At 71.2% G+C, this 13266-nt stretch carries 15 protein-coding genes; 10 read left to right on the plus strand and 5 right to left on the minus strand.

Annotated features, from left to right (window positions below; all coding sequences use genetic code 11):
- Positions 1-32 precede the first annotated feature (32 nt).
- Positions 33-728 (minus strand): PH domain-containing protein, encoded by a 696-nt coding sequence (locus ABT296_RS21480; RefSeq protein ID WP_351929655.1) that lies wholly within the window; start codon positions 726-728, stop codon positions 33-35.
- A gap of 113 nt (positions 729-841) precedes the next feature.
- Here ABT296_RS21480 and deoC point away from each other — a divergent pair, with 113 nt between their 5' ends.
- From deoC to ABT296_RS21495, 3 genes are read left to right on the plus strand one after another with little or no spacing between them, the layout of a single operon-like run.
- Positions 842-1801, plus strand: a complete 960-nt coding sequence (gene deoC / locus ABT296_RS21485) for a deoxyribose-phosphate aldolase (protein WP_351929857.1) — start codon at positions 842-844, stop codon at positions 1799-1801.
- Complete coding sequence (locus tag ABT296_RS21490) at positions 1801-3237, plus strand: aldehyde dehydrogenase family protein (protein ID WP_351929859.1); 1437 nt, start codon at positions 1801-1803, stop codon at positions 3235-3237. Before deoC ends, ABT296_RS21490 begins: the two co-directional genes overlap by 1 nt.
- Entirely contained in the window at positions 3230-4123 is an 894-nt protein-coding gene (locus ABT296_RS21495) for an aldehyde dehydrogenase family protein (RefSeq protein WP_351929657.1), read from the plus strand. Before ABT296_RS21490 ends, ABT296_RS21495 begins: the two co-directional genes overlap by 8 nt.
- 254 nt (positions 4124-4377) lie before the next feature.
- On the opposite strand, the gene ABT296_RS21500 is transcribed toward ABT296_RS21495, so the two are convergent.
- Positions 4378-4812, minus strand: coding sequence for a hypothetical protein (locus ABT296_RS21500; RefSeq protein WP_351929659.1), 435 nt, complete (start codon positions 4810-4812; stop codon positions 4378-4380).
- Positions 4813-4936: 124 nt separating this feature from the next.
- Between ABT296_RS21500 and ABT296_RS21505 the strand changes: the two genes are divergently transcribed.
- Positions 4937-5572, plus strand: coding sequence for a uridine kinase family protein (locus ABT296_RS21505; RefSeq protein ID WP_351929661.1), 636 nt, complete (start codon positions 4937-4939; stop codon positions 5570-5572).
- A gap of 168 nt (positions 5573-5740) precedes the next feature.
- Here ABT296_RS21505 and ABT296_RS21510 read toward each other — a convergent pair whose 3' ends face one another.
- Positions 5741-6484, minus strand: coding sequence for a SigE family RNA polymerase sigma factor (locus tag ABT296_RS21510; protein ID WP_351929663.1), 744 nt, complete (start codon positions 6482-6484; stop codon positions 5741-5743).
- A gap of 217 nt (positions 6485-6701) precedes the next feature.
- Here ABT296_RS21510 and afsQ1 point away from each other — a divergent pair, with 217 nt between their 5' ends.
- The 5 genes from afsQ1 to ABT296_RS21535 all read left to right on the plus strand — a co-directional run bounded on the left by afsQ1 (position 6702) and on the right by ABT296_RS21535 (position 10473).
- Entirely contained in the window at positions 6702-7379 is a 678-nt protein-coding gene (gene afsQ1 / locus ABT296_RS21515) for a two-component system response regulator AfsQ1 (protein WP_250084844.1), read from the plus strand.
- Complete coding sequence (locus tag ABT296_RS21520; protein WP_351929666.1) at positions 7376-8962, plus strand: ATP-binding protein; 1587 nt, start codon at positions 7376-7378, stop codon at positions 8960-8962. Before afsQ1 ends, ABT296_RS21520 begins: the two co-directional genes overlap by 4 nt.
- Positions 8962-9564 carry a hypothetical protein gene (locus ABT296_RS21525; protein ID WP_351929668.1) on the plus strand — a complete coding sequence of 201 codons (603 nt, stop codon included), beginning with the start codon at positions 8962-8964 and terminating at the stop codon, positions 9562-9564. The genes ABT296_RS21520 and ABT296_RS21525 overlap by 1 nt, the downstream gene beginning before the upstream one ends.
- Positions 9565-9622: 58 nt before the next feature.
- On the plus strand, positions 9623-10177 hold the full coding sequence (locus ABT296_RS21530; RefSeq protein ID WP_351929670.1) for a VanZ family protein: 555 nt from the start codon (positions 9623-9625) through the stop codon (positions 10175-10177).
- A 95-nt stretch (positions 10178-10272) separates the two neighbouring features.
- Positions 10273-10473 carry a PspC domain-containing protein gene (locus ABT296_RS21535; RefSeq protein ID WP_351929672.1) on the plus strand — a complete coding sequence of 67 codons (201 nt, stop codon included), beginning with the start codon at positions 10273-10275 and terminating at the stop codon, positions 10471-10473.
- A 79-nt stretch (positions 10474-10552) separates the two neighbouring features.
- On the opposite strand, the gene ABT296_RS21540 is transcribed toward ABT296_RS21535, so the two are convergent.
- A complete protein-coding gene (locus ABT296_RS21540) occupies positions 10553-10906 on the minus strand; it encodes an ATP-binding protein (protein WP_351929674.1) in 354 nt (117 codons plus the stop codon).
- Positions 10907-11044: 138 nt separating this feature from the next.
- Positions 11045-12202: an adenosine deaminase gene (locus ABT296_RS21545; protein ID WP_351929676.1), complete on the minus strand. Its 1158-nt coding sequence runs from the start codon at positions 12200-12202 to the stop codon at positions 11045-11047.
- Positions 12203-12315: 113 nt separating this feature from the next.
- Between ABT296_RS21545 and ABT296_RS21550 the strand changes: the two genes are divergently transcribed.
- A complete protein-coding gene (locus tag ABT296_RS21550; protein WP_351929678.1) occupies positions 12316-13068 on the plus strand; it encodes a prolyl oligopeptidase family serine peptidase in 753 nt (250 codons plus the stop codon).
- Positions 13069-13266 lie beyond the last annotated feature (198 nt).

Here is a 13266-nt window from a genome sequence, read left to right on the forward strand (position 1 = left end):
ACAGCCGGCAGGACCGGCGGCGCGGTTCCCGCTCAGCCCACGGCGAGCAGCACCAGCAACAGCACCGCTCCCGCCACCACAGGCGCGATCACCTCGTACGCCCACCGCACGGTCACCTCGGCCGGCGCGGAGTCGGAGCCGGTGCCGTTCTTCTGCGCGGCCTCCCACAGTTCCCGCAGTTCGTCCATCGCCTTGTCGGTCTCGGCGCGGACGGGTCCCTCGGCGTCGGCGTCGAAGCCGCCCTGGCCGAAGCCGATGCCGAAGCCGAGGCCGCCGCCCCGGCCGCGGCCGCCGCCCTTGCGCTCGGCCTCCGCCCGCGCGGTGCGCCTCGCCGCCTTCTTCCGGGCCCGCAGGGACACGGGGACGGCCCACAGCGAGTACTTCGCCTCGGAGTCGGCGACGACCTCGTTGGAGTAGCCGGAGCGCAGGGACGCGACCCGCTCCCAGGGCAGGACGACGGTCCGCAGCGGGTTGCGGACGCGCAGCCGCTCCTCGTTGGCGTAGACGGCCGGCCGCAGGGTGAACGCGGCCACCACGGGCACCAGCAGGATCATCGTGGCCAGCGCCAGCCAGGGCACCCGCCCCGAGCCCTGCGTCAGCGCGTCGATGCCCAGCCACAGCACAATCCCGATCAGCAGCACCCCGCCCACGAAGCCCATGGGCGACCGGTACACGCGGTCCGGGTACGGGGATCGCGGCGCTGATGAGGAGGGTTCCGGGGTCGTCATGGCCCCGATTGTGCCCGACGCGCCCGCCGGCGCTCATCCGTGGTGGCGGCTCCGAGGAAGAGCACGCGGGGGTGTACAGCAGCTACGCGCGTAGATATGCTCGTCTGGTGACCATGCCCACCAATGCACCTACCGCAGCCGAGGCCCTCTCGGACGTGACCGCGTCCGACACCACGCTGCGCCGCTTCCTCCACGGGCTGCCCGGCGTAGACGCGGTCGGCCTGGAGGCACGCGCCGCTTCCCTCGGCACCCGTTCCATCAAGACGACCGCCAAGGCGTACGCGATCGACCTCGCCATCTCGATGGTCGACCTGACGACGCTGGAAGGCGCGGACACCCCGGGCAAGGTCCGGGCGCTCGGCGCCAAGGCGGTCCTCCCCGACCCGACCGACCGCTCCACGCCCACCACGGCCGCGGTCTGCGTCTACCCCGACATGGTGGCCGTCGCCAAGGAGGCCGTCGCCGGTTCCGGCGTCAAGGTCGCCTCGGTCGCCACCGCCTTCCCGGCCGGCCGTGCAGCGCTGGACGTGAAGCTGGCCGACGTGCGCGACGCCGTCGCCGCGGGTGCGGACGAGATCGACATGGTCATCGACCGCGGGGCCTTCCTCGCGGGCAAGTACCTGAAGGTGTACGACGAGATCGTCGCCGTGAAGGAGGCCTCCGGCGCCGCCCGCCTGAAGGTCATCTTCGAGACCGGCGAGCTCTCGACGTACGACAACATCCGCCGCGCCAGCTGGCTCGGCATGCTGGCCGGCGCCGACTTCATCAAGACCTCGACCGGCAAGGTCGCCGTCAACGCGACCCCCGCGAACACCCTCCTGATGCTGGAGGCGGTCCGTGACTTCCGCGCCCAGACCGGGGTGCAGGTCGGTGTGAAGCCGGCCGGCGGCATCCGCACCACCAAGGACGCGATCAAGTTCCTGGTGCTGGTCAACGAGACCGCGGGCGCGGACTGGCTGGACAACCACTGGTTCCGCTTCGGCGCCTCCTCGCTGCTGAACGATCTGCTGATGCAGCGCCAGAAGCTGGCCACCGGCCGCTACTCCGGCCCCGACTACGTGACGGTGGACTGATCGACATGACTTTTGAGTACGCACCGGCACCCGAGTCCCGCTCGGTCGTCGACATCGCCCCGTCCTACGGCCTGTTCATCGACGGCGAGTTCACCGAGGCGGCCGAGGGCAAGGTCTTCAAGACCGTCAGCCCCGCCACCGAGGAGGTCCTCTCGGAGATCGCCCAGGCCGGCGAGGCGGACGTGGACCGGGCGGTCCGGGCCGCCCGCAAGGCGTTCGAGAAGTGGTCGGCGCTGCCCGGCTCCGAGCGCGCCAAGTACCTCTTCCGCATCGCCCGGATCATCCAGGAGCGCAGCCGCGAGCTGGCGGTCCTGGAGACCCTGGACAACGGCAAGCCGATCAAGGAGACCCGCGACGCGGACCTCCCCCTGGTCGCCGCGCACTTCTTCTACTACGCGGGCTGGGCCGACAAGCTCGGCCACGCCGGGTACGGCGCGGACCCGCGCCCGCTGGGCGTGGCGGGTCAGGTCATCCCGTGGAACTTCCCGCTGCTGATGCTGGCGTGGAAGATCGCCCCGGCGCTGGCGACCGGCAACACGGTCGTCCTCAAGCCCGCCGAGACGACCCCGCTGTCCGCCCTGTTCTTCGCGGACATCTGCCGCCAGGCGGGCCTGCCCAGGGGTGTCGTCAACATCCTCACCGGCTACGGCGACGCGGGCGCCGCGCTCGTCGCGCACCCGGACGTCAACAAGGTCGCCTTCACCGGCTCCACCGCGGTCGGCAAGCAGATCGCGCGCTCGGTCGCGGGCACCCACAAGAAGGTCACCCTCGAACTGGGCGGCAAGGGCGCCAACATCGTCTTCGACGACGCCCCGATCGACCAGGCCGTCGAGGGCATCGTCAACGGCATCTTCTTCAACCAGGGCCAGGTCTGCTGCGCGGGCTCGCGCCTGCTGGTCCAGGAGTCGATCCAGGACGAGCTGCTGGACTCGCTCAAGCGGCGGCTGTCCACCCTCCGGCTCGGCGACCCGCTGGACAAGAACACCGACATCGGCGCGATCAACTCCGAGGAGCAGCTGAGCCGTATCACCTCGCTCGTCGAGCGCGGCGAGGCGGAGGGCGCCGAGCGCTGGTCCCCGGCGTGCGAACTGCCCGAGAGCGGCTACTGGTTCGCCCCGACGCTGTTCACCAACGTCAGCCAGGCGCACACCGTCGCCCGGGACGAGATCTTCGGCCCGGTCCTGTCGGTGCTGACCTTCCGTACGCCCGACGAGGCCGTCGCCAAGGCCAACAACACGCCGTACGGCCTGTCGGCGGGCATCTGGTCGGAGAAGGGCTCCCGCATCCTCGCGGTGGCGAACAGGCTCCGGGCCGGTGTCGTCTGGTCCAACACGTTCAACAAGTTCGACCCGACCTCGCCGTTCGGCGGTTACAAGGAGTCGGGCTTCGGCCGCGAGGGCGGTCGCCACGGCCTGGAGGCGTACCTCGATGTCTGATGTCTCTCGACTCTCCGTCTTCAAGACCTACAAGCTGTTCGTGGGGGGCAAGTTCCCCCGTTCCGAAAGCGGCCGGGTGTACGAAGTGACCGACTCCAAGGGCAACTGGCTGGCCAACGCGCCCCTTTCGTCCCGCAAGGACGCCCGTGACGCGGTGGTCGCCGCCCGCAAGGCCGTCGGGCCCTGGTCGGGCGCGACCGCGTACAACCGCGGGCAGATCCTCTACCGCGTCGCCGAGATGCTGGAGGGCCGCCGCGAGCAGTTCGTGCGCGAAGTCGCCGACGCCGAGGGCCTGTCGAAGTCGAAGGCCGCGGCGCAGGTGGACGCGGCGATCGACCGCTGGGTCTGGTACGCGGGCTGGACCGACAAGATCGCCCAGGTGGTGGGCGGCGGAAACCCGGTCGCGGGCCCGTACTTCAACCTGTCGAGCCCCGAACCGACCGGCGTGGTCGCGATCCTGGCCCCGCAGGAGTCGTCCTTCCTGGGCCTGGTCTCGGTGCTCGCCCCGGTGATCGCCACGGGCAACACGGCCGTGGTCGTCGCCTCGGAGAACGCCCCGCTCCCCGCCCTCTCCCTGGGCGAGGTCCTGGCCACCTCCGACGTCCCCGGCGGCGTGGTCAACATCCTGTCCGGCCGTACGGCGGAGATCTCCGCCCCGCTGGCCGCGCACCAGGACGTCAACGCGATCGACCTGGCCGGCGCCGACGAGGTGCTCGCCAAGGAGCTGGAGATCGCCGCGGCCGACAACCTCAAGCGCGTCCTCCGTCCACAGCCTGTGGACAACTGGTCCGCCCCGGCGGGCACGGACCGCATGACGGCCTTCCTGGAAACCAAGACGGTCTGGCACCCCACAGGCAGCCTCGGCGCCTCGGGCTCCGCCTACTAACCCAGAACACAAGTTCCCCGCACCCCCAAAGGGGGCGCGGGGAACTCCCCAAGGGGCGCGGGCAACCTCCGGAGGCACAGCGGGCCGCCCTCCAGAGGCACAGGGAACCGCCCTTCAAAGGGCGCGGGGAACTCCCCTAGGGGCGCGGGGAACTGCGCGACCAGCCACACACGGCCCGCAGCCAAACAAGACCCAAGCCACCCCGAACAGGGGCGCGGGGAACTGCGCGACAAGCCCCCCACAACCCCCGCCGCTCACTCGCCGAGCAGATCCACCGCCTGACCCACCAGCGGAATCGACCCGATCGACTCCGCCTGAGCCACCGGCCCGGTCAGCATCTTCGACGTCAACGGCCGAAAGTCCGCCAACTGCGTCCCGATCCCGTTGTCCAACGGATCCGCCCCCGTCCCGGCCAGCGGATTCGGCTTGAGAGAGGACACCGTCCCGGTCGCATACCGCAGGGACAGCGTCAGCGCGTCCACCCCCGCCCGCGGGTCGATCTGACCGAGCGCGGACGGGGCCGCCCGCCCCGCGTCCCCCACGGCGTCGCCGTCCGCCGCCGCGGCCGTCGCCGCGGACGCGCCGAGCGCCACACCGGCCGTCGCCAGTACGGCCAGCGCCCGCCGTCCGGCGGAGTGCGGATTCCTCTCGGCGTCGCCGGTCTTTTCGGTCCTGCCGTGTCGGGCCATCGCTGCCACCTTCTGCTGCGCAAGGTAATCGGTTCGACACGAAGGGTAGTTGAGGTGTGATGCGGGCTTCAAAGGCGACCCGCGAGGGGGTGAACGGCGCGTGAATGCCTCAGACTGGTGTCCCGTGAGCTCCCATCCGCCCATTCCCACGCGCGTCGTGCTGCTCTGCGGCCCGTCCGGCTCCGGCAAGTCCCTCGTCGCGGCCCGCTCCGGTCTCCCGGTGCTGCGGCTCGACGACTTCTACAAGGAGGGCGACGACCCGACGCTGCCTCTGGTCCTGGCGAGCTCCGACATCGACTGGGACCACCCGGAGTCCTGGGACGCCGACAAGGCGGTGGCGGCGATCGAGGAGCTGTGCCGCACGGGCCGTACGGACGTCCCCGTCTACGACCTCTCACTGAGCGCCCGCACCGGCGGCAAGCCCGTCGACATCGGGCGGACCCCGCTCTTCATCGCCGAGGGCATCTTCGCGGCGGAGATCGTCACCCGCTGCCGTGAGCTGGGGCTGCTGGCCGACGCGCTGTGCCTGAGCCGCGGCCCGGTGACGACGTTCCGCCGCCGTTTCCTGCGCGACCTGCGGGAGGGCCGCAAATCGGTGCCGTTCCTGCTGCGCCGCGGCTGGCGCCTGATGCGCGCGGAGCGGGCGATCGTGGCCCGGCAGACGGCGCTCGGCGCGTACGCCTGCGACCGGGACGAGGCGGTGGGCCGCCTGGCCGACGCGGCCGCCGGACGCCGCACGACGGCCAGGACACCGGCCTAGAAGCACTCCGAACGCACGAAAAGAAAGCGGGACCGGACGGACCCCCCGGCCCTCCGGTCCCGCTTCCTTCGGTGCTTCCCCCGTACTTGCTTCCCCCGTGGCGCTCTCCCCCGAGATCCCCCGTGAGCCCCCCGGTTACCGCTCCCCCGTTACTCGTTCCCCCCAGCCTCAGGCGACCAGCTCGCCGAAGGCGTCCTCCTCGTCACGGCCGAAGCTGAGGACCTCGTCCTCGCGCAGCCGGCGGAGCGACCGCCAGATGCTGGACTTCACCGTGCCGACACTGATGTCGAGGATGTCCGCGATCTCCGGGTCGGTGCGGCCCTCGTAGTAACGCAGGACCAGCATCGTCCGCTGGAGTTCGGGCAGCCGGGCCAGCGCCTGCCACAGGACCGCGCGCAGTTCGGTGCCGCGCATCGCGTCCGTGTCGCCGGGCGTCTCCGGCAGTTCCTCGGTCGGGTACTCGTTCAGCTTGCGGCGGCGCCACGCGCTGATGTGCAGATTGGTCATCGTCCGCCGCAGGTAACCCCCGACGGCGGCCTTGTCGCTGATCCGGTCCCAGGCCCGGTACGTCGAGAACAGCGCGCTCTGGAGCAGGTCCTCGGCCTCGAAGCGGTCACCGGTGAGGTGGTAGGCGGTGGCGTACAGGGAGGCGCGGCGCTCCTGGACGTAGGCGGTGAACTCCGCCTCCGACAGCGAACGACGCTCCCCCGTGTCCTCCCTGTACGCGCTTCCCCCGTGTGCTTCCCCCGTGAAGCCGTCAACCACCGTCATGTACGCGGTGTGCTGACGTCCGGTGCCGCGAGCGCACCCCCGCCCGCTCACGGCACCGGACTTCTCCGAACCCCGGCCCCCGTGCACGTCGTGCAGACGCGTGACAACCGCGCTGGTGCTTGAGCTGTGCAGCGTGTTCATCTCGCGCCCCCCGTCGTGGACTTCCGGACTTCGGTCTGTTTTCCTGCTGTGCCGAGAACTCTGCCGGGGCCACTTCATGGCCGTGTCCGCCGACTGTCACAGACCTGTCACAGGGGTCCGTGCCGCGCGGCACCGCGATGGTCACGGAGCGCAGCGGTCCGGCCACGTACCTGTACAGGTGTCGAAACACGGGCCTGCCATGGGCCAGAATGAGCCCGTGCCTTCCCTGTTGCTGATCGAGGACGACGACGCCATCCGCACGGCCCTGGAGCTGTCTCTTACGCGCCAGGGTCATCGGGTTGCCACGGCTGCCACCGGCGAGGACGGCCTGAAGCTGCTGCGCGAGCAACGGCCGGACCTGATCGTGCTGGATGTGATGCTGCCCGGCATCGACGGCTTCGAGGTGTGCCGTCGTATCCGGCGCACCGACCAGTTGCCGATCATCCTGCTCACCGCGCGCAGCGACGACATCGACGTGGTGGTCGGTCTGGAGTCCGGTGCGGACGACTACGTCGTCAAGCCGGTGCAGGGCCGCGTCCTCGACGCCCGGATCCGGGCCGTACTGCGGCGCGGGGAGCGGGAGTCCAACGACGCGGCCGCCTTCGGCAGTCTCGTCATCGACCGCGCGGCGATGACGGTGACGAAGAACGGCGAGGACCTCCAACTCACCCCGACCGAGCTGCGGTTGCTGCTGGAGCTGAGCCGACGGCCCGGGCAGGCGCTGTCGCGGCAGCAGTTGCTGCGGCTGGTGTGGGAGCACGACTACCTCGGTGACTCGCGGCTGGTCGACGCCTGTGTGCAGCGGCTGCGCGCCAAGGTGGAGGACGTGCCCTCGTCGCCGACGCTGATCCGTACGGTCCGTGGTGTCGGCTACCGGCTGGACACGCCTCAGTGACACAGGCGCAAGGGGGGGTCCGCGGCTGGTTCGCGGGTCGCAGGGGAGTCTGGTCACGGCTGCGGTTCACCAGCCTGCGGCTGCGTCTCGTCGTCGTGTTCGGCGCGGTGGCGCTGACCGCGGCGGTGTCGGCGTCCGGGATCGCGTACTGGCTCAACCGTGAGGCCGTGCTGACCCGTACCCAGGACGCGGTGCTGCGGGACTTCGAGCAGGAGATGCAGAACCGGGCGGGGGTGCTGCCCGAGCGGCCGACGCAGGACGAACTCCAGCGCACCGCGGGGCAGATGGCCAACAGCAGCCAGCGCTTCAGTGTGCTGCTCGTCGCCGAGAACCCCGACGGCCGTAACGTGTCGGGCAGTTCGGGCGGTCTGAGCGGCTTCACGCTGGAAGACGTGCCCGAGTCGCTGCGCGAGGCGGTGAACGAGGAGCAGGAGATCACCTCCGCCAACAAGTACGCGTACCACCTGTACTGGCAGCGGATGGTCGCCGAGGACGACACCCCGTACCTGGTCGCCGGGACGCGGGTGATCGGCGGCGGGCCGACCGGCTACATGCTCAAGTCCCTTGAGCCGGAGGCCAAGGACCTCAACTCGCTGGCCTGGTCGCTGGGGATCGCCACCGGTCTGGCGCTGATCGGTTCCGCGCTGCTGGCGCAGGCCGCCGCCACGACCGTGCTCAAGCCCGTGCACCGGCTCGGGGTGGCCGCCCGCCGGCTGGGCGAGGGCAAGCTGGACACCCGGCTCAGGGTGTCCGGGACCGATGAACTGGCCGATCTTTCGCGGACGTTCAACAACGCCGCCGCGGCGCTGGAGAAGCGTGTCGCGGACATGGCCTCGCGGGACGACGCCTCGCGCCGGTTCGTCGCCGACATGAGCCATGAGCTGCGTACCCCGCTCACCGCGATCACCGCCGTGACGGAGGTGCTGGAGGAGGAGCTGGAGGCGGAGACCGGGTCGATGGACCCGATGATCGAGCCCGCGGTGCGGCTGGTGGTCAGCGAGACCCGGCGACTGAACGACCTGGTGGAGAACCTGATGGAGGTCACCCGCTTCGACGCGGGCACCGCCCGTCTCGTCCTGGACGACGTGGACCTCGCCGACCAGATCACCGCCTGCATCGACGCGCGCGCCTGGCTGGACGCCGTCGACCTGGACGCGGAGCGCGGTGTGCACGCCCGGCTCGACCCGCGCCGGCTGGACGTCATCCTGGCCAACCTCATCGGCAACGCCCTCAAGCACGGCGGCTCCCCGGTGCGGGTCTCGGTGCGCGTCTCCGAGCCGCAGGACGCCCAGGACGCCGAGATCGTCATCGCGGTGCGGGACCACGGCCCCGGTATCCCCGAGGACGTCCTGCCGCACGTCTTCGACCGCTTCTACAAGGCGAGCGCCTCCCGTCCCCGCTCCGAGGGCAGCGGTCTGGGCCTGTCCATCGCCCTGGAGAACGCCCATATCCACGGCGGGGAGATCACCGCCGCCAACTCCCCCGAGGGCGGTGCGGTGTTCACGCTGCGGCTGCCCCGGGACGTCTCGGCGCTGACGGAGGCCGAGGAGCACAAGGGCGCGGAATCGAAGGGTGACGCCTGATGACCGTTCGCCGTCTGCTGGCGCTCCCGCTGCTCGCCGGGCTGCTCGCCGGGTGCGGTATCCGGGCCACCGAGGTGCCCACCGACTTCGGGCCGGCCCCGTCGCGGGTGCGGTGCTCGATGGTGGAGCCCGAGGTGTCGACGCAGGCGTCGCGCGGGGTGCCCGCCCAGGTGTTCCTGCTGTGCCGCTCCTCGCTGGTGGCCGTCGACCGGACGGTACGGGTGCCCGAGGGCGCGCCGGACTCGCAGCGGCGGGTGCTGGTCGCCGAGGGGCTGCTGGACCAGTTGGAGGCGCCCCCGTCGGAGGAGGAGCTGGAGGCCGGGTACACGACCGAGGTGCGCGGCGGCCTGTCCGTGACCGGCCCGCGCTCGGGCGACCCCGAGGAGACCCTCCGGCTGAGCACGCCGCCCGACGCGCTCGCACCGGCGGCCCTCTCGCAGATCGTGTGCACCTTCTCCGACTCCGAGGCCGGCGAGGGTGACGGCTCGGTGGTGCTGGGCGGCCCGGACAACAGCCCACTGCGGCGCTACGAGTGCACGGACGAGGTACGGGCGCGGCCGGCGACCGAGGAGCCGCCTTCCTCGGTGGTCAGGGGCGACTGACGCGGACCGGCGGCGGGTGCCCGGAACCAACCGCACCGAGGACCGCGTCTAGGGGGTCGTGCAGCGTCAAGGCTCCAGCGACGGCGGCAGCGCCGCCTTTCGCACCCGTGTGACAGCCGGCGGCCTCCTGGCCGCCCACCTCGTGTTTGTCGCCTGGCTCACACTGCGTCCGCTGGACGTCCCCTGGGTGCTGCCACCCAACCTGCGTCCGTTCGCCGGGATCGAGGCCGAGCTGGCGCTGGGCTGGCGGGAGGGCGCGCGGCGGATCGTCGAGGGGCTCGCGCTGCTGGCCCCGCTGGGGGTGCTGCTGCCCGCCGTGCACGGCAGGATCGCCGTCTCCCCGCTCGCGTCGCTGATCCGTACGGTGGCCGCGGGCGCCCTGATCTCGCTGGGGATCGAGCTGCTCCAGACCGCGGTGCCCGGTCAGGTCGTGGACGTGGACTCGCTGCTGCTCAACACGGTCGGCGTGGCCCTGGCGCACGCGGTGGTGGTGCCGGCGGCCCGGCACTGGCTCCGCCGCAGGGGTGAGCGGGAGCGGGTGACGACGGCCCTGAAGGAGGAGGCCCTTCAGGGGAGGACCCCGACGATTCCCAGGGTCGGGATCGCCCCGTAGAGCGACGCTTCGCCCCCTTCGTCTCCGTAGCGTGGACGGCAGATGAGGCAGCCCCCGGTGGCCGCCTCCGACCGACGCTCACGAAGGAGCCGCAGATGTCCCGCCTCGCCCGACCCGCCAACGGCCGCATGATCGGCGGAGTGTGCGCCGCGCTGGCGCGACGCTTCGGTATGTCCGCGAACACGATGCGGGTGCTGTTCCTGGTGTCCTGTCTGCTGCCGGGCCCGCAGTTCCTGCTCTACATAGCGCTGTGGATCTTCCTGCCCGCGGAGGACAAGGCGCGCACCGCCTGGTAGCCCGCGGGCCGCGCACACGGCGACGGGGCGCACCTCCCGGGTCCGGGGGGTGCGCCCCGTCGGCGCGTTCGGGGACGGCTCAGCCGAGCGGCACGCCGTTCACGGGCAGGCCCTTGGTGGGCAGGCCCTGCACGGGCAGTCCGCCGAGGAGGCCGGCGACCGGCTTGGTGGGGCCGTCGGCGAGCATCTTCTCGGCGATCGGCTGCGCGGCGGCGACGCTCGTGCCGAGTGCGCTCTGCCCCTGGGCCACGGCCTCGCCGGCACCCGGGAGCGCCTTGGTGACGTTCTCCGCGGGCAGCGTCCGGGTCACTGTGTCCAGCGCCGAGCCGGTGTCCGGCAGGGCCGGGGCCGCGTTCGCGGCGCCCGCACCGGCGGCGGCGAAGGCGGCCCCGAGGGCGGCGACACCGAGGGTCTTGGCAGCAGACTGCTTCATTGAATGCGTCCTCGAAATGGGGTGACGGGGATTTGAGCGGTCCACGACCGTAAACATGTCCGGCCGCCCGCCGCAAACATCGAAATGCGGACGGATGGTGAACGCCCGCCCGCATTTCTTGCCCCACAAAGCCCGCAATCAGCTCTCTTCGACCGCAGAACCGCTGGTGGAGGCGGTCTGCTGGAACAGCCACTCGGATTTCAGTTCGGCGTAGCCGGGCTTGATGACGTCATTGATCATCGCGAGTCGTTCATCGAAAGGAATGAACGCTGATTTCATCGCATTGACGGAGAACCACTGCATGTCGTCGAGCGTGTAACCGAATGCATCGACAAGGTGCTCGAATTCCCGGCTCATGCTGGTGTGCGACATCAGCCGGTTGTCGGTGTTCACGGTGGTCCTGAAGTGGAGCCGCCGCAGCAGTCCGATCGGGTGCTCGGCGTAGGAGGCGGCGGCGCCGGTCTGGAGGTTGGAGCTGGGGCACATCTCCAGCGGGATGCGCTTGTCGCGGACGTAGGAGGCGAGCCGGCCGAGGTGGACGGTGCCGTCGTCCTTGACCTCGATGTCGTCGATGATGCGCACCCCGTGTCCGAGCCGGTCGGCACCGCACCACTGCAGGGCCTGCCAGATGGAGGGCAGGCCGAACGCCTCGCCGGCGTGGATGGTGAAGTGGTTGTTCTCGCGCTTGAGGTACTCGAAGGCGTCGAGGTGCCGGGTGGGCGGGAAGCCGGCCTCGGCGCCGGCGATGTCGAAGCCCACCACGCCGAGATCCCGGTGGCGGTTGGCGAGTTCGGCGATCTCCAGGGCCCGGGCGGCGTGCCGCATGGCGGTGAGCAGGGCGCCGACGCGGATGCGGTGGCCGCTCTCGCGGGCGAGCCGTTCCCCTTCCCGGAAGCCCTCGTTGACGGCCTCGACGACCTCTTCGAGGCTGAGCCCGCCTTCGAGGTGCTGCTCCGGGGCGTAGCGCACCTCGGCGTAGACGACGCCGTCCGCCGCGAGGTCCTCGGCGCACTCGCGGGCGACCCGGACGAGGGCGTCGCGGGTCTGCATCACGCCGACGGTGTGGGAGAAGGTCTCCAGATACCGCTCCAGCGAGCCGGAGTCGGCGGCCTCGCGGAACCAGATGCCGAGCTTGTCCGGGTCGGTCTCGGGGAGCTGGGAGTACCCGCTGTCGCGGGCGAGTTCGACGATGGTCCCGGGGCGCAGTCCGCCGTCGAGGTGGTCGTGCAGCAGAACCTTGGGCGCCCGGCGGATCTGCTCCGGCGACGGGGTGTTCGCGATGGTCTGGCTCGTCATTTCCGCACTCTAACTCCTACGCGCGTAGATCGCCTGTTGATGGTTTCCGTCGATACGTAACGGTGACCGCACGGACGGGTGGCGTACACCAGCGCTTCTGACACTGTTCTGTCATGGCACAGCAAGCTACGCCGGTTCGTACGGCCCGGTTGGGGAGACCGCTCGGCCCGGAACCGGCGACGGTCAGCGGGGTGGTTCTGCTGCTCCCCGCGGGTGACGAGACGTCACATCGCCGCCCCTCCCCGGTGTTCGCGGCGGCCTCGGTCCGCGCGCTCGGGCGCCGGCTGACCCGCGCGGCGCGGCACGAGGGGCTCGCGGCGCACACCGTGCACTACCGTCTGCGCGGCTGGAACGGCAACGAGGCGAACCTTGCCCGGGACGCCGAGTGGGCGGCCGAGGAGGCGGTACGGCGCTACGGCGACGTGCCCGTGTGCCTGGTAGGGCTCGGCATGGGCGGGCGGGCGGCGCTCCGGGCGGGGGGCCATCAGGGCGTCAACTCCGTTCTGGCGATAGCTCCTTGGCTGCCGGAGGAGGATGTGGCTGCGTCGCCCGAACCGGTGAAGCAGTTGGTGGGGCGGCAGGTGTTGATCGTGCATGGCACGAACGACCAGCGGGCCGATCCCGAGTTGTCGTTCCGGCTGGCTGCGCGGGCTAAGAAGGCGAACCGGAAGGTGTGCCGGTTCGAAGTCCACTCCGATGGGCACGGGTTGCATCAGCATCGGGACGAAGTGCATGCGCTGGCCGAGAACTTCGTGATGGGTGCGTTGTTCGGGCGTTCCTTCGCCCGGCCTCTGGAGGACGCGCTCGCGGCGCCGCCGCCGCTGGGCCTGAGAATGCCGCTGGCCTCCGGCTTCGGCCACCACTAACCCCTACCGGGGCACACGTTTCGACTCCGGCACCGCCTGGGCCGGTCGCGCAGTTCCCCGCGCCCCTGGGGTGGTTGGCCGGGTGCGGCCCGGTGGGGGTTGATCGCGCAGTTCCCCGCGCCCCTGGGGTGGTTGGCCGGGTGCGGCCCGGTGGGGGTTGATCGCGCAGTTCCTCGCGCCCCTGGGGTGGTTGGCCGG

Origin of the sequence: Streptomyces sp. NPDC000983, from assembly GCF_040299205.1 — a bacterium.
Classification (GTDB): domain Bacteria; phylum Actinomycetota; class Actinomycetes; order Streptomycetales; family Streptomycetaceae; genus Streptomyces.